Below are 19875 nucleotides of genomic sequence, written 5' to 3'. Positions count from 1 at the left end.
GCTGGATTTGCTTTTGCAACCCAGATATTCTCCAACGCATGCCCACACCCCCGTTTCGACGTCAGTCCCCGATCCACATCAGCCGCTGCACGCTCGCAGCAAGCTTCGATTTCCTAGGGGATCGCTGGTCCTTGCTCATCCTGCGCAGCGCCCTCTTTGGTGTGCGTCGCTATGATGATTTCCACACCGAGATCGGCATACCGCGGACCGTCCTTGCCGATCGCCTCAAGCGCCTCGTCGCCTCGGGGCTGATGGTCCAGCAGGACTACAAGGCGGACGGGAGCCGACCGCGAAAGGAATATCTCCTCACCGAAATGGGCGAGGCGCTGAGGCTACCTTTTCTGGCGATGCGCCAGTGGTCGGACCAGTGGGTCGGTCAGGGCAGGACGCCGCCAATGACCATCATACGCAAGTCGGACGGATCGGAGATACGCGTCGCCTTTGTCGATACGGAGGGGCGCGTCGTTCCAGGAGATGACCTGGCCGCCCGGTTCGAGGATTGGGCCCCGTTTCCCATGGAAGGAGCTGAGTAGCGCTGGAATGCAGGTTTCACCGCAGTTACGAATGCTGAAGCCCGAGCACCTACGCCATGTCCACGCCGCCAGCGATCCCTCCTGTTCCAACCGTTCGGCAGCAATTTCGGCGACACGCGCCCTGACAGCGAGGCCTTCCTTCGCCAGACCTCGGCAAGCTCGCGGGCCATCGCGATCAGCGATTCGGTTGCCTGCGCCTTTTGCGTTCTCGCATCCGCGCACGATCTTGCCGCTGCCTCCGATGCCGCCGACAATCGCGATCTCTATCGTCATTTGGCCGGCATGGAGGCGGCTTCGAGCTTCTCGTTCCAGCCTGGGCGCTGGCCGCGCCTGCTCACGCCGTCGCTGCACCGGGAGATAGTGCAGGCCAAACGCGATGCCGCATAGCGCCGTGCGATCGAGGCGGTAATGTCGCCCGGCCTGCGCTTTGTGAAGCGCAAGCCGCCACGGCTGCCGACCCTGGTCGAGGCGCAGGTTGTTGCAGTTGCACGGGCTGGGATATTGCGCCGCCACGGCCTCGACAACCGCTTTCCCGATGCGGTTTCAGTGCGCCGGAGGTTCGCCGGCCTTATCGACGCGCATGCGGCATGAAGGCGGCGGTCTGGTGCCTGCGCGAAAAAGGGGAGGCGGGAAGATCGGATGAGGCGAGGGGAATAGTCCTACCGCCCCATCCGGAGTGCGCTCATGTCCCTTCCCGCCACCATCCAGACTGCCGTTGGCCAGTCCATCCTCGGAAAAATTACGAGGCTGTACAATAACAGCGTCGCCGACGTTTTGAGCGAGATGCTGCAGAATTGCCGCCGGGCCGGTGCGACGCGCGTCGATATCGACAGTTTCGAGCTGGCTGACCGGCAGATTCTTGTCATCCGCGACGACGGCAGCGGCATCGACGATCCAGCCAAGCTTGTGACGCTCGGCGATTCCGGTTGGGACAACGCGATCGTGCACCGCGAGGATCCCGCCGGCATGGGCGTGTTCAGTCTTGCCGGTCACCGCGTCGAAATCCGCTCCTTCTCGCCAGCGGCAGGCAAGGGCTGGTGCGTGACCGTTGCTCCCGATGCCTGGGAGAGCGGGGTTCCGCTGGCAATCGAGCCCTGTTCCATTGCGCGCGGCACCGAGATTCTGATCGATATGCCTGCGGCCTGGGCCAGCGCCCTGCCTGCTGCCGCGGCCACGGCGGCCACATTTTATCCGCTTCCCGTCCACTTCCAGGGAGAACGATGTGCGCAGCGGGACTTTCTTGCCGAGGCACGCCGGGTCGAGCCGTGGAACGGCTGCCGGATCGGTATCTTCCGGGGGCGGAACTACCGTTCGCCAACCGAAGTCTCGATCAATTTTCACGGGCTTACCGTGTCGTGTCCGTTGCCCAGCGTAAGCGAGGTCGACGGTGACGGGTGCTGGTATGTCCGGGTCGATATCATGGACGCCCCTGCGTTGCAGCTCGTTCTGCCCGCCCGCAAGGAGATGGTACAGAATGCTGCCCTCGACGAACTGCGCGAAGCCGCCGAAGCGGCGATCTACAGAGCTATCGCCATCAGCGGCAGCCATCGCCTTGCCCATGAGCAATGGCAGCGCGCCCATGCCTTGGGCGTGATCCTCCCCGAAGCTGCGCCCTGGTTATCGGGCTGGTTGCCGCGCACTGCCGATGCCGACGGCACTTTACTCGGTGATCCTGTCGCCGGTACTGCCATGATACTGGTTCCATGCGAGGAGCCTCCTATCGAACAATGTGCGGGCCGTATCCTGTGCGAGGGGCTGCCGCTTGGCGGGACTCTCGTTCGCGAAGTCGCCGGGTTCGAAGGCTATGGATGGTATGACGCGCTGCCGCGTGTCTCGGATATCTCGTTCAACGTTGAGAGCGATGCCGGCATCTATGTCTATCGCGGCGGCGAGAGCCCTCCTCCCGGCATTGAATCGGGCCGGGTCACCCGCATCACCCTCGACGTTGCGGTCAAGCCGTCAGCAAGCGCGACCGGGGACGATAATCGCCATAGCTTTACGGCCGACGTTCTGATCGCACCGGATGATGGCTGGTACAGCGATCTCGATCAGACGGTGATCCTGCTGACGCAGGACAGCGTCATTACGCCGCATGAACTGGCTTCGCTGATCGAGGATGCGTGCTTCACGCCGGGCGACGATAGCGGAGACGACAGCTGGGACACCCAGCACAGCTATTTCGAGAAGCGCGCACGCCATGTCGCCAATGAACTGCTGCTCGGGGAAGAGACCGCGATCCTCGAGCGTATCCGCGATGTTCTCCTCGACGAGGTGAGCTGGCTTGTTCCCGAAGGGCGCCGCGTGACGATCCTCGCCGAACGCGGCCAAATGACCCTCTCCTATGTGCCGGGCGAAGATGCGGTCATGTCTGCCTGACGAGCGGGGCAAGCTATCTACCACCCCATTGCCAATGGAAGGAACCCTGCCATGCGCCGGACCTCGCTGCATATCTACTCCACGGTGCATCTGCCCGAGGCGGAGCGCGAAGCCATCGAAAGGCTGATCCTCGCTGCGCCCCGCAATGTCGGAGGACGCCTCATCGTCGAGCATCTCGATCTGATAATCGAGCCCTACCAGTTCGGTTTTTTCGTCCATACCGGGGTTTGCGAGGACGAGGCCGAGCGACCCGACAGCATCTCGCCCGAATTCTGGGCGATCCTGCGCGCGGCTGCCCTGGCGGGCGCAGCGTGGTTGTTGTTCGACCGGGATGAGCCGCCGACGCAAGGCCTGCCGATATTTGGCGCGCGGCCGACCTCCCGATCCTTGCCATAGCCCTCGTCAACGGGAGTATCACCATGACTGACCGATATCTGCCGTCGGCCTTGTCACCCCGGCTCAGACACCTCTCGACGTTCGAGAATGCCTACAGGGTTGCAGTCCAACGGCGACGAAGCAGCGGCCGAGATCAATTCATCGTCAGTACGGGCGATCCGGTCCAACCGTTTCGCGCGACCAGCCGCTGGCCCGAGTCGCCGGAGCGCCTTCTCGCGCGGGTTGCCTGATCGCCCCGTCCTGGTCCGAAATCTGACTGGGCCGCATTGACCCGGCTCAGTCGACGACCTCCTCAATCCTGTTTCGGAGTGGCCCATGGCACGCCCTCAACAGAATGCGCGTTTACGCGCCGTGCTTTCGCACCCGCCGGTCATTGCCGCCTGGGGTGCCGGCGTCGATTCCACCGCGATGATCATCGAACTCGTCGAGCGCGGCGAAACCCCGGACATGGTACTGATTGCCCAGATGCCGGAAAAGCCGCAAACCCTGTCCTTCATTCCGATATTTCAGGCGTGGATGGATACCCATCGGGTTCCGTACGCCGTGGTTCGTTATGAACCGCGGCGCTTCAAGCATTGGCCGCCTTATGCGGATCTTCTCGAAAACTGCCTGACCAACGGCACCCTGCCGTCGATCGCTTTTTCCAGGTCGAGCTGCAGCTTGAAATGGAAGGTCGAACCGCAGGATCGCTGGGTCAAGGCGTGGGAGCCCGTCAGGCAGGCCTGGAAGCGCGGGCAAAAGGTCGTCCGCCTGATCGGTTATGACTGCTCGCCGCGCGACAATCAGCGGTATGCGCATCAGGACGGTCATGTCAGCGACCTGTTCGACTATCGCTTCCCCTTGCGCGAATGGGGTTGGACGCGCGACGACTGTATCCGCCGGATCGAATGGGCTGGACTTCCGCAGCCTGCCAAGAGTTCCTGCTTCTTCTGTACCGGCATGAAGCCCAATGAGGTTCGCGCGCTTCCGCGCGGCTACCTGCGCCTCATCATATTGATGGAAGCGCGCGCGGCTCCCCGGCTTCGTACCGTCGAGGGGCTATGGCGCAAGGGCACAAAGGGCATGCGCGGGCGTGAGGCCCGTCCCGGCTCGATGACCGAATTCATCCGGACCGAGCGGTTGCTCCCGTTCGGCGAAATCGACGACATCGTCGCGCATGCCCCCGCCGATCTGATCGCATTTCTGGACGCCGCGGCCTCGGTGCCGCTGGTTGAACGGGAGCCGTTGCGCACTTGGCTCGACCGCTTCAATTCGGCAGCCGATCGTCTCGCCGCCTGACCCATGCTCCCTGCTGGTAATCGGGCCATTCCTGCCTCATTTTGCCTTGACCGGGCGCGCAGCCCAGCGTGACAGCATCGTCATGCGCCTCGCCGATCATCTTGCCGCAAGACGATGCCTCTATGCACGGCCGCTTGCCACAATGCCCGATGTGCTGCTGATCGATATTCCGCCGGTCTTTGCGTCACCCAGTCTGCCACTTGGGCGCTATTATCCAGTCATCATCGAGACCGATGCCGAATATGCTGAAATGGAGGCTTTCCTTGATCGGGATCGCCCGGAGTTGATTGTCCCGGACTTGCTGGATCGCCGTCCGTCTGCACTGCACGGCGGCGACATCGTCATTGCGCGCTATGCACCGTCCGCACCGGGCTGGCCCTGGCTGCTGATATGCCGCTGGCCCGCCGACTATGCGGCCATGGTGCCGAGGCGGGGCGACTATTTTGCCCGGCGTACCTATACCAGCGAGGTCTTCGAGACGGTCGATGATCTTGCGGATGCCGAAGGCCGCTTGCTCGGCGATCTGGGATCGCATCGCCCCGTGCGGTTGGCAGCGCTGCCCGAGATCATGGGGCATGCCTAATCCGGTATTCGCCGGTGGCAATAGATGCCTTGAGAGTGGGCCTACCCGGACGAATTTGCTGCTGCATCGAATTCCCTGATCGCGCCGATCTGCTCCTCGACCAGTGATTGCAGCGCCTCGAACGCCGTGTAGCAATGCTGGCATTCGGTAGTGAGGAGGCCGATAATATCCGCCAAGGCCAGCGGCTCCCGGCCGCCGAACCCATAGTAGAACCCGCCGGTTTTCTCATTCCTGTTGCGCGTGACCATGCCGGTCATGCCGATGACAAAACGCGGCGAAAACCGGTGATTATAGGCGTTGCGAAAATCCCCCGTCGCATCCCGAAACGCTTTGGCGCCAATCGCTTCGACCGCCCGCTTGAAGCGATTGTATGTCTTGCCCCAACCCCGGCCGTAAATGCCGCTCGTGTTCAGATCGATCTCGACATCGAGCGGCAGATCGTCCTGCCATGACGCAAAATCGCGGGTCATATTGGCTTGGTGGCACAGATGAGCCGCAGTAAAGGCCAAGCGCGACTTGATCGCGTAGGGCAGGTTCACTGCGTTGGTCGCCAGAATGTCTATGAATTCATGGGTGGCCGCCATCTTCGCATCGTCATCCATCCTTTCGATGACAATGGCCCAGGCTTTGAGGCGCTGCACATGGTTGGTGAGATCGTTAAGTGTATTCGCCAGCTCGGTCGAGAACTCATCCAGCATCTGCGCGTAGGGCATCCAGACCGCGTTCAATTTGTCCGGCAATTCGTACCAACGATAGGGCATGAAGCGTCCGATCAGCGGCAGTCCGGCACGGGCCTCCCGATAGGCGCGATATAGCCGGACGTCGTCTTCAACCTCGTTGCCAGTGATCGCCGAAGAGTCCGACATGGTCATCCCAGCCTGCTGAACATGCTGCGCTGACGGGGCAGGATCAGCCGATCGTCCCAGGCGATGGTTTTGGCCCGCGGCTTCTCCTTGCCCTCGTTGGAGACGATCATGAGTTCGCCTTCGTCGCGCAGCAGCCGCAACTGGCTGGACAGGATTTCGGAGGTGACGGGCGTGTCGTTGCAGTTGCCGGCGAAGAGCTGCTCAACCACGAGTCCACCCAGGTCGCCCTGATTAGCCGCATGGATCATGCGCGGCAGTTGATCGATCACGGCCGCCTCGGACCTGGCACGCGCGTCGTCATCGAACATGAACTGCATCAGATCCTGCCGCAGATCCTTCGCCGGATTGAACCCGAGGGCATGGAACCCCGCGCCACCATGATGCTGGAAGTGGTTATTGATCCGCCAATGGAGCTTGCCCATTTCGTCCCGCGCCTGGCGGTGGCCCGAAAGGTGGAGGAGCCAATAAGACCGATGGCTCTCCACAGAGTGGATGAAGAAGGGCGTATAGAACAGAGCGCCCGTGCGGGACTGGACATGGCGGTAGAGCCCGTTCTGGATCAGAAATCGCCAGCCGTCCCCATTCTTGAGTTCGAGAAGCGCACGGACATCTTCCCGCTGAAGGTCGAGGCCGAGCAGGGCTTCCGATTCCGCGCGCTTTTCGGTCAGGAAGTCGATCAGCGCATCGACGGCGAAAGTCAGCAGGATTTCTGGGTTCTTGATCTCGTTCAGGATCGACCGGATCGTCGTGAAACGGACATCACTCCAGCCATACTGGTCGAGGAAGAACAACGAGCGCTGCGCGGTTCCCTTGGCCCGTATCCGCGCGACAATGTCCGGGCATGCCTCCTCGAAGGTCGAACACTGCAGGAAGATGTCCGTGCCGAGGCGCGAGCCATAGCCACGCTTGATCAGGAGATCGCGCAGGAAGGCGATGTGATCGGCATTCTCGTCGACGAAAACGAAATCGGCGCGAACCTCAAATCCCTTGATCCGCGCGGCATTGAGGGTCTTGTCTGCCTCCTCGACCGCGCGGAGCAACCGCAAGGGGGAGCCCTCGGCATCGCCGCCGCGGTGCCGATAGAGGCCGCCGCCGCAAAACCCGTCGACTATCGTCAGGTTCAACATCGTCTGGCTGAACGTGCGCGTCAGCCGTTCGACGTAGATGCCGAGATACTGCTCGAAGATCTCGTGCTTGGCGACACTGTGGTCGCCGAGGATCGGCAGCGCTTCGCCAAGGCGCCAGTCGTAGTGCTTCCTCGTCACGAAGCGGCGGACTTTCGTCGCTTGGGGCCGAGATTCTCGCCCATGCTCAGGATATAGTCGGCGCCCTGCAGCCCTTTGGAATGCGGCCCCGCCCAGAGCAGATAATAGAGCGGCGCGCCTTTCGAATTGCGGATCAGCCGCGGGGTGGAAACGTGACCGAACGCGGATTTGAGCCGTGCCCGGTAGAGCTGCAGCAGACGCTCGGCATAATCCTCGCGCTTCTCGTAGCCCCCGCTGTTGAAAAGGCCGCGACTGCGTTCGCGGTACACCTCGTCAAACCATGCACGCGATCCGAAATAGGCATCCAGCGTCTTCGCCCAGGCGTCTGGGATTTCGCCCGAATTGGGCAACATCCGCTGGATCGCCATGCTCAGCGCGAAATTGACAACCACCTCGAAAATGCCGGTATCTGCAAGTTTCTGGACGCTGGCCCATTCCAGATGCGCGCCGAAGGGATCGAGGAAAGCGACGCCGCGATGGCTCGATCGGGAGATCGGCTTGGCCGCTACCCACTCGATGCCTTCGGCAGCGCCCATGGGAAGGATATCGATTTCACGGGATCCCTCGAACTCTCGCCTGACCGCCTCCAGTTCCGCGCATCGCTTCGGATCGTTTTCGATGAAGACATAGCGCGAGAACGGATTGGCGACGTTGAGCGCGATCCGGGGCGAGCCGTCGATCAGCTCGGCCTGGTCCGCGTCCGCCTCGGTATCCAGCTCGAACAGCGGGATGACCTCGCTGGCCGGCGCGGCATCCTTGCGGATCCGCGCCTGGCCGCCGCCCGCGAAGGCATCGACATAGATCGTGCGCCAGGGCTGGTTCTTGAGAACCTTGGTGTAGAAGTCGAGATAGCGGGCGAGGGCATCCAGCTTCTCCCGGGCCCAGGGGCCGACAACCGCAATGTCCGGCATTACAGCGCCTCCAACCGCGTTTCGGGGAACTGGTTCCATTCCTGACCGTCAAGCTCCCGGCCTCCGGACTTGGGCCGCAGCCCGCCCCATTGCTTGAAGAAGAAGGCGACATTTTGCGCGAGGCACTGATCGCGCACTTCGCGGACCCATTCGAGATGAATCGGCCTGGCGCCGGGGCCGGATTCGCCGCCGGCGATGACCCAGTCGATGCCAGTCAGATCCATCTCGCCGACAGCCCCGATGAGCGGCTCGACTGAAAGGAACCGGACTCCGGCGGGGCTGTCGCGCAGATGGGTTATCCGGGGGACGCCGCTGGTGTCTTCGACCGACACGCCGCACCAGATGTGGCTGGGGCCGCGCTCTTCGCCATATCGCGCGCGCAGGTAATTGCGCATCGGCGAACTGCGCTTGGTCAGGACCTGGAACGTGTGCCAGTGCGCCGCTTCCATGGTGTCGAACACGCTGTCGATGAAATGGCGCGGCACCTTTTTGTGAAAGAGGTCGCTCATGGAATTCACGAAGATCATGCGCGGACGCTTCCAGCGCAGCGGCTGTCCCACCCGCTCTGGCCGCAACGTCAGGTCGAAGCCGTTCTCGAACGGGTGGCCGGGTACTCCCCGCCAGCGCTCCGCAAAACGGGCAGCGTAGCAATTATCGCAACCGCGTGTGATCTTCGTGCAGCCCGTAACCGGATTCCACGTTGCATCCGTCCATTCGATTGCCGTTCCGTCAGACATTGCGCAGCCTAATATGAGGCCTGCACACTAGCAATGGAACGAATGGAGAACAATCCTCGGCCATCAATTTCAATTCTCTCTTCCGATCGCTTTTTGTGCGGCTTCGCGCTCCTCGTGCTCGAACGCGTCGGCAAAATCATCCAGTTCGGCCGCGCTGATGCCAAGCCGGGCGCCTTCTTCGCGCCAGGCCGCGACCGCGGCCTCGACTTCGGCGAGAATGGCACGCGCCTGATCCGCCGCTATCCTGAAATAGGGTATCACCGAGAGGAGCGCTTCGATCGTCGCTTCCGGCCCGGTGTCTTCCGATATCCAGGTCTTGAGCTCGCGCAGGCGCTCCGGGAACGGATTGATGTCGAACGCTGGCGCCAGCCGCCATAGTCCGCGCTCGACATGCAGGAAGCCATGGTTGAGCAGATGATCGTCGACGTTGGTGATGAGGATCGAGAATGCCATCCGGCGCCACAGCTCCTCGCTGTCAGCCTGCGGTGCCGCGCCGTTCTGGCGCAACGCATCGACGATTTCCGTATAGGCATGTTCGCCATGATCGCCGGGCTCAGCCCCCAGCATTGTCGCTGCTGAAATATACATGAGCCGTCCGCCTGTCGCAGGACGGTCGAACCGCCGGATCAACGCAACGGGTGTCCCGTCGCTGTCGATGATGCGCGCGTGCGCAGCATCGATGCCAGCGCGGCGAGCCAGACGCATGGCCAGCACCTCACCCTTGGTCACCGCACGTTCGTCGCTGATGCTCGGAAACTTGCCGATAGCCAGCCGGCCATCCTCGTCGAGCACCGTGCACTTTGGGCGCAGGCCTCCGAGAGAAGTTCCACGCCCGCGCAAATAGGCAAGGTCGGCTTCGGTTTCCGTACCGCGCTCGACCGCATGGCTGGCAGCAAGCAGTTGTCCGATTTCGATCAGGGGCGGCGTCGTTCGTCGCCCGTCCTCCTGTGCCCGCTGAAAGACCCCGTCTTCATCCTGGAGCCGCAGCGCGCCGACACGGCTGACGTCATCGACCGCGAGCAGATAGTCGAGCGAATTGAGCGCCTGTCCGGCGACAGGCGCGCCGCGCCGCCTTGCCTCCTGCCGGCGCTTGGCGTGATCGCGCTGGATCACGCGTCGCCCCCATCCATCGGGCTCGGTGTCCGCTATGGCGGGATGGAAGACCGAGCCGTTGCCCTGCTTGCGATGAAACTGTGGACCCGCGACGAGTCGCAGCCCCGGCTCGATGGCGAACCTGTCCGGGCTGGTAAGCCAGGCCTCGTCATATTCGAACGAGGCGCTTTCGCGGGCGCCCTGCTGATCATAACGCAGAACGCCGACGGGACGGGCCTCGTCGCCCATGAATATACGGATGGTGCGGTTCACAGGGGTCTCGCGGTCTTGGGCGGACGCACGCGCTTCGGGATGCGCTGCTGGTCGAGCAGCAGTCCCTGCTCGTCGTGGCGCGCATCGAGCACGTCGCCGAGCACGTCGTTGAAGCCGAGCACGAAAAAGGCCATGGCATAAGTGCCGAGTGCCACCGAAGGATCGCCCTTTTCGATCTTGAGATATGTGCTCTTGGCGACGCCCAGACGCTCCGCCATCATCTGAACCGTGAGGCTGCGCTTGCGCCGGGCGAGCGCAATGTCCGCCCCTAGCTTGGCAAGGGAGCGCCTGACACGCATCGGCAGAGTTTCAGCGACAGTCGACTTCACTTCAAGGCCTCATATATACGACCATAATCATAATTTGGTAGCGTATATAAGCCCTAAAGATGAGGATGTCGATGCATCTTCTCCCTATGCCGACCTGTCGAACCTTCATTTGCGTCCGCGCTCGCGGTGTAATTTCCGATGTGGACTGAGGTTCCGCAGGGGGTGGAGCTTGATAGCTGCGCTGAGCAGTGGACGGTTCAGGCGAGGGGCGATAACCGGTGGAGGCAATCGTCGATCAGCCTGTCCAAGTTCACCAACGTAGTAGCTGCGGAACTACAATACGACCGATCAGGCCGCCCACCAACACCGGAAGCGCGTGCCAGATGCCGAGGTGGTAGATGGTTTCCGCCGGGCAGGACAGCCCATAGACGGCGGTTCCCAGCGCGGTCGCGGCGACCCCGAGGTGTATCCCAGCGGTTCGCGGTGAAACCGGCGCCCCGCGCCTGAGCCACAGCAGGAGTGCGCCTGCCACGACAAGCGAGGATAGCAGCGCCTCGACCAGGCAGTGCCAGCCCGCGGCGACGTCGAGCAGATGGGGCAGGTCCGCACGGTGGGCCGCGAGCAGCGCCAGGGTAACCGCGGGAAAGACGGCCGCCATGGCCAGGGCCCAGCCGGTACCGTCATGCCGGTTGCCCACGCGCGGGCTTGCCATGGCGATCGTGCTCGCGCTGGCCGCCACACCCAACAGCAGAAGAAGGCCGTTCGCCAGCAGGAACATCGGCGAGACGGCGCCAGCCAGCACATTGCCGGCAATCCCGTTGATGGCCAGAACCAACAGCCCGGTCAGCACTGTGGCCGCCAGAACCAGCGCGCCGCCTTCGGCGCGGCGCAGCGGACGCACGGGAACGAGCTCGTCCACCAGCGCATCGATGAGACTGTTGCTGTCGTGCTTCATGTCAGTCCGCTTTCTCGATCAGCGCGGCCAGCCTCTTGAGGCCGCGATGGATATTCACCTTTACCGAGGGCTCGCTCTGCCCGCAGCGGGCGGCGGCCTCGCTGATCGAATGGCCTTCGATCTTCACCAGCTCGATAGCCCGCGCCTGTGCGCGTGGCAGGCTGCCGAACAGCCGATCGAGGCTGATCCGCGCCATGACGGCATCGGCGTCGCCTTCATGCGCGGCGTCGGACTCGCCCAGTTCGACTTCCGCTCGCCGGTAGCTGCGGCGCAGGTGATCCACCCAGCGATAGCGTGCGATCGCGGCAAGCCAGGGCAGAAAGGGCCGGCCCGGATCATAACTGGCGCGCTTGGCGTGGAGCGAGACCAGCACTTCCTGCACGAGATCGTCGAGGTGGGCGGGCGGCACCTTGCGCGCAAGGTAGCGCAGCAGCCAGCGCCGCGCCTCGGCGAGCAGCACCGCATAGGCCTGCCGGTCGCCGGCCTGCGCGGCGGCCATCAGGCGGGAAAGGGTCTGCTCGTCGGCCATCATGCGGATTTGCTCGCTCGAGGGATCATCCTGCCAGCTGCCGCATCAAGCGAAAAGAGCCCGCCGCCCCGCGCGATCAGGACAAGGCACAGCGCCACCCAGATGCTGTGGACACTCCACCAGGCTTCGGGAAACACGAAGATCTGGATCACCATCGTCATGCCCAGCAGCGCCAGCGCCGAAAGCCGCGTCGCCAGCCCCAGGACCAGCAATATCGGGAACAGGTGCTCAGACCATGCCGCCAGCGGCGCTGCCAGTTCGGGCGGCAACGGTACGCCCTTATAGTCCTCGGCGAAGAGGAAACGCGTGGCGTCGCTGATCTCCAGCCAGGTTCCTTCGACCACCTTGCTGCGGCCCGATCGCCAGAAGATGCCGGCAAGCGCGATGCGCGTGGCGAGCAGAGCGACAGCTCCCGGGATGCGGCCGGAAAGCAGGCGAACGATCCGGTCGTGCCAGTCGATCAGACGGCGCATGGCGTTACCCTCCCGAAGGATCAGCGGTTGATCGGCGTCAGCGAGCCTGGCCCCTTCGGCGTTTGGGTGCGGACGCAGCTGCCCTTGGGCACCAACTTCCAGGCGTTGCCCTGGTAATCGCGGGTTGCGGTGCCGGCGCAGCTTGTGCCCGGTCCGGCGGCGCATTCGTTCTTCCCGGCCTTGGCCACGCCATAGCATTTTTCCATTTCGGGCTTGGCGGCATCGGCAGGAGTGGCGGCAAGGCTGGCGGCGATGCCCGCCGACAGGGCGATACCGGCGATTGCCAGCGATGCGTTTCTGTTCATCGTGAACGTCCTTTCGTCATGGCGTTGCGCCACGGCCTGGCCATGGCTGCCCTGTGGTTCGCGAAAATCGGGGCAATGGTTACACGTCCATGAATTTTCGGGCGATGTAACCTCGCACGGCGTTCCGGCGAACCCTGTCATGCCCAGCGGGCAAGACCATTCGCTTGAAAGGACATTCCATGACGATCACCCGCAAGACCGCCAGCATCGCTTCGGCCGCCGCCGCGCTCGCGCTTTCGGCCGCCAGCGCCTTTGCGGCCGAGCCGCCCGCCGGCAGCACCGGCCGCGCCATCGGCAAGGACGATGCCGTCCATTGTTATGGCGTCAACAGTTGCAAGGGCAGCGCTGACTGCAAGACCACCACGCACGAATGTAAGGGCATGAACAGCTGCAAGGGGCAGGGCTTCAAGGCTATGGCGGCGGGGCAGTGCCTGACGCGCGGCGGCACCATCGGCGACCTCGGCTAAGCAGAGCGGGCCGGTTCCAGCTGGAGCCGGCCCGCTGCCACGGAGTATCGCATGAGCGGGATCCCTTCCTTTCACGGCTTCGGGCTCGGCCTTCGCCGTCCCCATTATTCCGCCTTCATGGCAGGCGATGTGCCGGTCGATTTCATCGAGATCATCTCGGAAAACTACATGGTCGACGGCGGCCGCCCGCTCGCGGTGCTTGATGCCGTGCGTGAGCGCTATCCGGTAGCGATGCATGGGGTTTCGCTGTCCGTAGGTTCGGCGCAGGGGGTAGATTGGGACTACCTTGCCCGGTTGAAGGCGCTGGCAGAGCGGATCGAGCCGCTATGGATGTCCGACCACCTGTGCTGGACGCGCACCAGCGCCCACAACAGCCACGACTTGCTGCCGCTTCCCTATACGGCGGAAGCACTCGACGTGGTCTGCGCCAACCTCGCTCGCGCGCAGGATGCACTGGGGCGGGAACTGTTGCTGGAGAACCCCTCCAGCTATTGTAGCTTTCCCGATGACGAGATGGCCGAATGGGAGTTCCTCTCCGAAGTCTGCCGCCGCACCGGCTGCCATCTGCTGCTCGACGTGAACAACGTCTATGTCAGCGCGCGAAACCACGGCTTTGCCGCGGATGACTTTCTCGCCGGCATACCGATGGAGCGCGTGCGCCAGATCCATCTTGCCGGCCACACGCCGGGCGCCATCCTGATCGACACGCATGATCGGGAAGTCTGCGACGATGTCTGGGCGCTCTATGCCGAGGCCATCGCCATGACGGGGCCGGTCGCCACCATGATCGAGCGGGACGATGCGATCCCGCCGCTTCCCGTACTGCTGGCGGAACTGGACGTCGCGCGGGACATCGCCGCCCAGACGGAAAGGCGGGCGGCATGAGCCTCGCCGCGCTCCAGCAGGAGTTCATGGGCCATGTGCTCGACGAGGAGCGCCCGCTGCCGCGGCATTGGGATGCGCGCATGGGCGAGGGGCTTGCGATCTATCGCAACGCCTATCGCACCCGGCTGATCGATGCCCTGCGCGAAACCTCCCCAAAGACGGCGCTATGGGTTGGCGACGAGGCCTTCGCGCAGGCCGCCGCGCACCGCCTGATCCTCCATCCGCCGCAGGGCTGGACCTTGGACCTGATCGGCGAGGGCTTCGTCGAAACGCTGGAGGAACTGTTCGCCGCCGATCCCGACGTGGCCGATCTCGCCTGGCTTGAATGGGCGATGCATCTGGCCTTCACCGCGCCCGATTGCCCGCCGATGGACGCGGCCGGCTTTGCCGAAGCGACGAGCGATTTCGGCGAGGAGGATTGGGCGACGATGCGGCTCGCCTTCATGCCCTCGCTCCATGTGCGAGCGGTGTCGCGCGACTGCGGCGCCCTGTGGCGGGCGCTGGAGCGTGAGGAACCGCCGGCCAATGCTCCTCTGCCAGAATCTCCGATGCATTGCATCGTCTGGCGCGAGGGGCTGGAACCCGTGTTTGCCCAAGTTCCGGCGCGCGACGGCAACCACCTCGCCGCGATGCGGGCCGGTTCCTCGTTCGGAGAGATCTGCGCCGCGTTGGCGGAGGAACTGCCGGCCGATCAGGCGGCCGCCGAAGCCGGAGCCATGCTCGGTGACTGGATCGGGAGAGGCATCGTGCAGGGCGTCTCGTCCGGCTTGCCGGTAGCCGGATAATCCGCGTGTCAGAATTCCAAGGCCAATTCCACCCTGTCCCCTTCGCCGATCTCTTCGGCGCACCGGATCGAGGCCTTCACGGGCAGCAGCCAGCCGCCCTCCTTCTGCGGGAAGACGGATGTGCTCCAACGGCTTTCGCCGATCCGGGCGAATACCCTCATCGAACCGAAGCCGCGCACGGTCCCGGTTTCGAGCCGCCGCATCAGCCTGGTCGCCGAAAGCATCTCGCCCGCTTCGCCGTCGATAGTGATAAAGAACCAGTTTCCGCCGCTACTGCCCGACCAGCGCCACAGCGGCGCGGTATGTCGTATCGTTTCCATTCGCATTCCATGCCCGCCTGCGATGAGGAAGGGCAAGGGTCAAGCTCGACGCAGCTCGATCATCCTGACATAATGCTGTCAGGAGCCTTGCGCTAATCCAGGGATGCCCAATCCGACAAAAGGACAACGCCAATGTACACGCTCCACATGAATCCCTGGTCGTTCTATGCGCGCCGCGTGATCGCGCTGCTGGCCCAGTGCGATCTGCCCCACGATCTGCGCGAGGTGAACATGATGGCGGGCGAGCATCGCAGTGACGCCTTCCTCGCGCTCAACCCCAACGGGCAGGTGCCCGTGCTGGTCGACGGCGACCTAGCGCTGGCTGAAAGCAACGCGATCCTGCGTTACCTGTGCAACAGGCATGGCCTCGACGACTGGTATCCCGGCGACCCGTGGGCACGCGCCGAGGTAGACCGCTGGCTGGACTGGACGCAATGCAGGCTTGCGCCCGCGACCCGCGACATCGTGTTCAACACCGTGTTTCTGAGGGAACAAGGAAACAAAGCGGAGGTTGCGAAAGGGCACGAAACGCTCGCCGGCCTAGCGCCCATCCTTGAGGAGCGGCTGAGCAAGTCCGCTCATGTCGCCGGCCCAACGCCCACCATCGCCGATCTCGCGGTCTTCTCCTGTCTGTCGCAATTGGTGCTTGCGCAGGCACGCCCAGCGACGCCCTCGATTTCCGCATGGTATGATGGCATGGGGGCGATGAAGGGCGTGGCCGTTGCTGAAGGACTGATGGCGCACGCCATGGCGACCTGACGGGAGACGCAATGCGCCGGGCGGACCGCCTGTTCCAGATCATCCAGATCCTGCGCGGCGCGCGGCGGCCGATGACCGCGCGGGAATTGGCGGACGAGATGGAGCGCGACCCGCGCACCATCTATCGCGACATGGCAGACCTCGTCGCCAGCGGCGTGCCGGTGCGCGGCGAAGCCGGGGTCGGCTACATTCTGGAAGCGGGGTATGAGTTGCCGCCGCTGATGCTGACCGCGGACGAACTGGAAGCCGCGTTGCTCGGTGCCCAATGGGTCATGGAGCGCGGCGATCCTGCGCTGGCCCGTGGCGCCCGAGATCTTCTCGCCAAGCTCGAGGCCGTCCTGCCCGGCGACATGCGGCATCTGACCGACAGTTCGGGGCTGCTCGCGGCGGGGTGCGTACGCGACATGGCGTGCGACGCCATCGATATGCAGGCCCTGCGCCGCGCGATCCCGGAGCGGCGCAAGCTGAGCCTCACCTATCGCGACGAGCAGGGACGGGCGAGCACCCGCATCATCTGGCCAATCCATATCGGCTATTTCGAACGGGTACGGCTCATCGTCGGCTGGTGCGAACTGCGCGGCGCGTTCCGCAACTTCCGCTCCGATCGGATCGCATCCGCGACGATCCAGACCGAACGATTTGCCCCCACACTTCGCCAGCTCCGCAAGCAGTGGAGAGAATCCGAAGTTCGCGCTCCGCAAGCTGTCGCTGGCTCACCGGCCTGACCCGGCAAGGGACCATTGTCCAGCGAGCCCAACTGCCTGCCCGTTCCCTCTACCTATCGAAAGACCGGTGCGCGCCGCGCCGCGAATGCTTGCACCCCCTCTATGCCTTGAGGTGCGCCAGCGGCACGGGCGATCGCCCGGCCCTCGATTTCCATTTGCACCTCAAGGGCGTTACCGGACGAGCAGAGCAGCAGCTTCTTCACCATGGCCTGCGCACCGCGCGGACCGGCGGCTAGCCGACGACACAGGTCCATGGCCGCCTCGTCGAGTTCGGCCGCGGGAACCACCCGCGTCACAAGGCCCCAGTCCAGCGCTTCGCTTGCGTTCAGGCTGCGGTTGGTGAAGGCCATTTCCTGCGCGCGGCGCAGGCCGATCAGGCGCGGCAGATACCAGGTCGAACTGCCGTCCGGGCTCATGCCCACTGCGGTGTAGCCCATGGTGAATTTGGCATTGTCGGCGGAAATGACGATATCACCCGCGATCGACAGGCTGAACCCGGCGCCCGCTGCGGCTCCGTTGACCGCGACGACGAGCGGGGCATCCATGCGCGCGAACAGCGATATCGCCTTGTGCAGATCGTCGGCGAGTTGCTTGACGCACCGTGTGGCCTCATCGCCGAAGCCGGCAAAGGCCTTGAGGTCGCCGCCCGCGCAGAACATCTTGCCGCGCCCGGTCAGCAGCACGGCTCTCACCGAGGGATCGAGATCGCAGGCGAGCGCGGCTTCGGCCAGTTCGCGCGCCAGCTGCGCATTGAAGGCATTGCCCGCGTCCGGCCGGTTGAGGACGATCCGGGCAATGCCTTCGCTCACTTCGAACTCGATCGCATTGCCCATGATTGCCCTCCGCTCATTGCGCCACGGCGGCATGTATCATGGCTATGCATTGCCGGCGCAAGAACGCGGCAGCGATGCGACCGCTGATGCTAAACGAAATAGGGTGAGGCCATCGCGCGGCTGGCATCCGCTACTGGTCCGGCATCGAACAGGCGGGTGGTATAGGCGGCATTGAGCCCGGCAGCTTCGGTCGGGAAATAGTCGGTCGCGAACCGGGCGGCGTGCTCGATGGTGTCGAAGGCATAGAACCCGCCAGCCGAATGATTGTCCGCACCGCTGAGCCAGGTCTTGTGGAGCAGGCCGGGCTGCGCCTTCAGGACTGGGTTCATCGTGCGCCAGGGGACGGCATCGAAGGGCGCGGAGACCTGCACTTCGGTATAGAGGAATGCCGCCGGCTGCGTCCCCAGCGTTCCGCCGAAATGCAGCGAGTTCAGGAACCGGCTGGCCTCCACCACCACCGAGCCGTCGAACACGCGGGTCGTCTGCGCGACGCCGAACTTGCGGGCTTCCCCGGGGAAGTAGCCGGTGACGAAGCGCTTGGCGTTCTCCACGCTGTCGAATTCGTAGAAACCGCCGACCGAACCCGTGCCGATGCCCGAAAGCCAGGTCTTGTTGACGAAGCCCGGCTGCTTGCGGATTTCCGCGTTGAGCTCGGCCCAGGGAACATCGCCGAAGGGAAGCGCAATCTGGAGTTCGGTGTAGACGAAGGCCTTGGCGTCAGAGGGCATGGGATGCTCCTTGCGTGCAGGATAGCCGCCAGCGGTTGCCAGCGGACACGACCTTTCATATAACGGTCGTTATCCATCCATTAGATAGCGATCGTTATGCGTGGCAAACGCAAAATAACGACCGTGATGCAAAGGCCTGCCCATGCGTTATTCCGCCGAACAAAAGCTTGAAGCCCGCGCCCGTATCGTCGAGGCATCGGGCCGTGCCTTCCGCCGCCACGGCTACGGCGGCATCGGCGTGGATGGTCTTGCGAAGGAAGCCGGCGTCACTTCGGGAGCCTTCTACGGACACTTCAAATCCAAGGATGAGGCGTTCCGCGGAATCGCCGTTGGCGGCCTCAAGGATCTGGCCACCGCGATAGAGGCATTGCAGGCGGAGCATGGGGCGGCCTGGATCGATCCCTTCATCGACTTCTATCTGGGCGAGCGCCGGACCTGCGATCTCGGTCAGAGCTGTGCGCTGCAAAGCCTTACCCCGGACGTCATGCGCGCGGACGAAACGGTGCGCGCCGAATATGAAGCGGCCTTCTTGGCCGTCGTTCAGGCCGTGGCGCAGGGCTTGACCGGGCTCGAACGCGGCACGACACATGACCGGGCACTCGCCCTGCTGGCATTGCTGTCGGGCGGGGTTACGCTGGCTCGCAGCATGGCGTCGCCGCGGATGTCGGATGATATCGCGGAAGCTCTCCGGGCGGGAGCGATGGCACTCTTGCACCAGAGCTAGGGTGCGCCCAGCGCGATGCGCAGCCTCGCCTTGATGCCCCTTGCAGCGCGCATGTCGGTGAACATCCTGCTCCATTCATGCAGCGCGATGCGCACCGGGTTCCGCGAATCCATGCCGTGGACGAGACCGTAGGTCAGCCCGCCGCCTTCGGGCTCGGCGCGGAATGTGCCGAACAGGCGGTCGAACACGATCAGTACGCCGCCGAAGTTGCAGTCGAGAAAGGCCTTGTCGCGGCTGTGGTGGGCACGGTGGTGCGAAGGGGTGTTGAGCACCCATTCGAGCGCCCCGAGCCGTCCGATCGCCTCTGTGTGCAGCGGGACCTGGTAGATCAGGTTGAGGCCGAGCAGTGTCACCACGACGAGTGGCGGAAAGCCGACCAGGATCACCGCCGCGAAGAACATCCAGCCCAGCGAGAAGAACTCAGTCCAACCAAGCCGGATGGCGGAAGGCAGCACCAGTTCGCAGGCGCTATGGTGGACCGCATGGGTCGCCCAGAGCCAGCGGACGCGGTGGCTGGCGCGGTGGAACCAGTAGTAGGCGAACTCCAGGGCGACGAAACCCGCCGCCCAGGTGCGCCAGTCGTCCGCCGCCAGCTTGAGCGGGGCCAGATCGAACACAGCGCGGAAAATAGCGATCAGCGCCACGCCGGTCACCGGGCGGATCACCGCCTGGCCAAGCGCCACGCCGAAGCTGGCCGAGGCCCCGCCAAGGTCGTAGCCGCCGCGACGGCGCCGCCAGAGAAATTCGGCAGCGACCGCCAGCAGCATCACGAGCAGCACCCAGGGATGCTTCATCGCCAGTTGCATGG

26 protein-coding genes are annotated in these 19875 nt (G+C 64.0%); 12 read left to right on the top strand and 14 right to left on the bottom strand.

Going from position 1 to position 19875, the window contains the following annotated elements; translation table 11 throughout:
* Window positions 1–38 precede the first annotated feature (38 nt).
* The 6 genes from EQG66_RS00935 (at window position 39) to EQG66_RS00905 (ending at window position 5166) form a co-directional block, all read left to right on the top strand.
* Window positions 39–533, top strand: a complete 495-nt coding sequence (locus tag EQG66_RS00935; RefSeq protein ID WP_164975552.1) for a winged helix-turn-helix transcriptional regulator — start codon at window positions 39–41, stop codon at window positions 531–533.
* A 408-nt stretch (window positions 534–941) separates the two neighbouring features.
* Window positions 942–1124, top strand: a complete 183-nt coding sequence (locus tag EQG66_RS00930) for a hypothetical protein (RefSeq protein WP_129402662.1) — start codon at window positions 942–944, stop codon at window positions 1122–1124.
* 93 nt (window positions 1125–1217) lie between these two features.
* Complete coding sequence (locus EQG66_RS00925) at window positions 1218–2909, top strand: ATP-binding protein (RefSeq protein ID WP_129402661.1); 1692 nt, start codon at window positions 1218–1220, stop codon at window positions 2907–2909.
* Between the two features lie 51 nt (window positions 2910–2960).
* Window positions 2961–3305, top strand: coding sequence for a DUF5983 family protein (locus EQG66_RS00920; protein ID WP_129402660.1), 345 nt, complete (start codon window positions 2961–2963; stop codon window positions 3303–3305).
* A gap of 315 nt (window positions 3306–3620) precedes the next feature.
* On the top strand, window positions 3621–4583 hold the full coding sequence (locus tag EQG66_RS00910) for a hypothetical protein (protein ID WP_129402658.1): 963 nt from the start codon (window positions 3621–3623) through the stop codon (window positions 4581–4583).
* A 46-nt stretch (window positions 4584–4629) separates the two neighbouring features.
* A complete protein-coding gene (locus EQG66_RS00905) occupies window positions 4630–5166 on the top strand; it encodes a hypothetical protein (protein WP_245987764.1) in 537 nt (178 codons plus the stop codon).
* A gap of 41 nt (window positions 5167–5207) precedes the next feature.
* On the opposite strand, the gene EQG66_RS00900 is transcribed toward EQG66_RS00905, so the two are convergent.
* From EQG66_RS00900 to EQG66_RS00855, 10 genes are all read right to left on the bottom strand, one after another.
* The gene (locus EQG66_RS00900; protein ID WP_129402657.1) at window positions 5208–6038 is read right to left on the bottom strand and encodes an integrase; all 831 of its coding nucleotides are present in this window, start codon (window positions 6036–6038) and stop codon (window positions 5208–5210) included.
* Window positions 6035–7297 (bottom strand): three-Cys-motif partner protein TcmP, encoded by a 1263-nt coding sequence (locus EQG66_RS00895; protein WP_066765497.1) that lies wholly within the window; start codon window positions 7295–7297, stop codon window positions 6035–6037. Before EQG66_RS00895 ends, EQG66_RS00900 begins: the two co-directional genes overlap by 4 nt.
* Window positions 7294–8208 carry a three-Cys-motif partner protein TcmP gene (locus tag EQG66_RS00890; RefSeq protein ID WP_129402656.1) on the bottom strand — a complete coding sequence of 305 codons (915 nt, stop codon included), beginning with the start codon at window positions 8206–8208 and terminating at the stop codon, window positions 7294–7296. Before EQG66_RS00890 ends, EQG66_RS00895 begins: the two co-directional genes overlap by 4 nt.
* Window positions 8208–8945, bottom strand: a complete 738-nt coding sequence (locus EQG66_RS00885; RefSeq protein WP_129402655.1) for a DUF5131 family protein — start codon at window positions 8943–8945, stop codon at window positions 8208–8210. Before EQG66_RS00885 ends, EQG66_RS00890 begins: the two co-directional genes overlap by 1 nt.
* A 69-nt stretch (window positions 8946–9014) precedes the next feature.
* Complete coding sequence (locus EQG66_RS00880; RefSeq protein WP_066765502.1) at window positions 9015–10310, bottom strand: type II toxin-antitoxin system HipA family toxin; 1296 nt, start codon at window positions 10308–10310, stop codon at window positions 9015–9017.
* A complete protein-coding gene (locus tag EQG66_RS00875; RefSeq protein WP_066765503.1) occupies window positions 10307–10639 on the bottom strand; it encodes a helix-turn-helix domain-containing protein in 333 nt (110 codons plus the stop codon). Before EQG66_RS00875 ends, EQG66_RS00880 begins: the two co-directional genes overlap by 4 nt.
* Before the next feature lie 250 nt (window positions 10640–10889).
* Window positions 10890–11534 carry an NrsF family protein gene (locus tag EQG66_RS00870; RefSeq protein WP_129402654.1) on the bottom strand — a complete coding sequence of 215 codons (645 nt, stop codon included), beginning with the start codon at window positions 11532–11534 and terminating at the stop codon, window positions 10890–10892.
* A gap of 1 nt (window position 11535) precedes the next feature.
* Window positions 11536–12066 (bottom strand): sigma-70 family RNA polymerase sigma factor, encoded by a 531-nt coding sequence (locus EQG66_RS00865; protein ID WP_129402653.1) that lies wholly within the window; start codon window positions 12064–12066, stop codon window positions 11536–11538.
* Window positions 12063–12536: a DoxX family protein gene (locus tag EQG66_RS00860; protein WP_066765508.1), complete on the bottom strand. Its 474-nt coding sequence runs from the start codon at window positions 12534–12536 to the stop codon at window positions 12063–12065. The genes EQG66_RS00865 and EQG66_RS00860 overlap by 4 nt, the downstream gene beginning before the upstream one ends.
* Before the next feature lie 20 nt (window positions 12537–12556).
* Window positions 12557–12841: a BufA1 family periplasmic bufferin-type metallophore gene (locus EQG66_RS00855; protein WP_066765510.1), complete on the bottom strand. Its 285-nt coding sequence runs from the start codon at window positions 12839–12841 to the stop codon at window positions 12557–12559.
* A gap of 179 nt (window positions 12842–13020) precedes the next feature.
* On the opposite strand from EQG66_RS00855, the gene bufA2 reads away from it, so the two are divergent.
* From bufA2 to EQG66_RS00840, 3 genes are read left to right on the top strand one after another with little or no spacing between them, the layout of a single operon-like run.
* On the top strand, window positions 13021–13308 hold the full coding sequence (gene bufA2 / locus EQG66_RS00850) for a BufA2 family periplasmic bufferin-type metallophore (RefSeq protein ID WP_066765512.1): 288 nt from the start codon (window positions 13021–13023) through the stop codon (window positions 13306–13308).
* Between the two features lie 51 nt (window positions 13309–13359).
* The gene (gene bufB / locus EQG66_RS00845; RefSeq protein WP_066765514.1) at window positions 13360–14193 is read left to right on the top strand and encodes an MNIO family bufferin maturase; all 834 of its coding nucleotides are present in this window, start codon (window positions 13360–13362) and stop codon (window positions 14191–14193) included.
* Window positions 14190–14978 carry an HvfC/BufC N-terminal domain-containing protein gene (locus tag EQG66_RS00840; RefSeq protein WP_066765515.1) on the top strand — a complete coding sequence of 263 codons (789 nt, stop codon included), beginning with the start codon at window positions 14190–14192 and terminating at the stop codon, window positions 14976–14978. The genes bufB and EQG66_RS00840 overlap by 4 nt, the downstream gene beginning before the upstream one ends.
* 8 nt (window positions 14979–14986) lie before the next feature.
* Here EQG66_RS00840 and EQG66_RS00835 read toward each other — a convergent pair whose 3' ends face one another.
* Complete coding sequence (locus EQG66_RS00835) at window positions 14987–15304, bottom strand: DUF1905 domain-containing protein (protein WP_066765517.1); 318 nt, start codon at window positions 15302–15304, stop codon at window positions 14987–14989.
* 126 nt (window positions 15305–15430) lie between these two features.
* Here EQG66_RS00835 and EQG66_RS00830 point away from each other — a divergent pair, with 126 nt between their 5' ends.
* Window positions 15431–16057, top strand: a complete 627-nt coding sequence (locus EQG66_RS00830) for a glutathione S-transferase family protein (protein WP_066765520.1) — start codon at window positions 15431–15433, stop codon at window positions 16055–16057.
* Window positions 16058–16068: 11 nt separating this feature from the next.
* Window positions 16069–16782: a helix-turn-helix transcriptional regulator gene (locus tag EQG66_RS00825; protein ID WP_129402652.1), complete on the top strand. Its 714-nt coding sequence runs from the start codon at window positions 16069–16071 to the stop codon at window positions 16780–16782.
* Window positions 16783–16835: 53 nt separating this feature from the next.
* On the opposite strand, the gene EQG66_RS00820 is transcribed toward EQG66_RS00825, so the two are convergent.
* Entirely contained in the window at window positions 16836–17615 is a 780-nt protein-coding gene (locus EQG66_RS00820; protein ID WP_129402651.1) for an enoyl-CoA hydratase/isomerase family protein, read from the bottom strand.
* 89 nt (window positions 17616–17704) lie between these two features.
* Window positions 17705–18343 carry a YdhR family protein gene (locus EQG66_RS00815; protein WP_129402650.1) on the bottom strand — a complete coding sequence of 213 codons (639 nt, stop codon included), beginning with the start codon at window positions 18341–18343 and terminating at the stop codon, window positions 17705–17707.
* A 142-nt stretch (window positions 18344–18485) separates the two neighbouring features.
* Here EQG66_RS00815 and EQG66_RS00810 point away from each other — a divergent pair, with 142 nt between their 5' ends.
* Window positions 18486–19067, top strand: coding sequence for a TetR/AcrR family transcriptional regulator (locus tag EQG66_RS00810; protein ID WP_129402649.1), 582 nt, complete (start codon window positions 18486–18488; stop codon window positions 19065–19067).
* Here the strand turns inward: EQG66_RS00810 and EQG66_RS00805 are convergent.
* A complete protein-coding gene (locus EQG66_RS00805; protein WP_129402648.1) occupies window positions 19064–19873 on the bottom strand; it encodes a sterol desaturase family protein in 810 nt (269 codons plus the stop codon). The genes EQG66_RS00810 and EQG66_RS00805 overlap by 4 nt on opposite strands.
* Between the last annotated feature and the right edge of the window lie 2 nt (window positions 19874–19875).

Origin of the sequence: Sphingobium fluviale (genome assembly GCF_004122115.1) — a bacterium.
GTDB lineage: Bacteria > Pseudomonadota > Alphaproteobacteria > Sphingomonadales > Sphingomonadaceae > Sphingobium > Sphingobium fluviale.
This window is presented reverse-complemented; position numbering and strand designations above follow the sequence as displayed.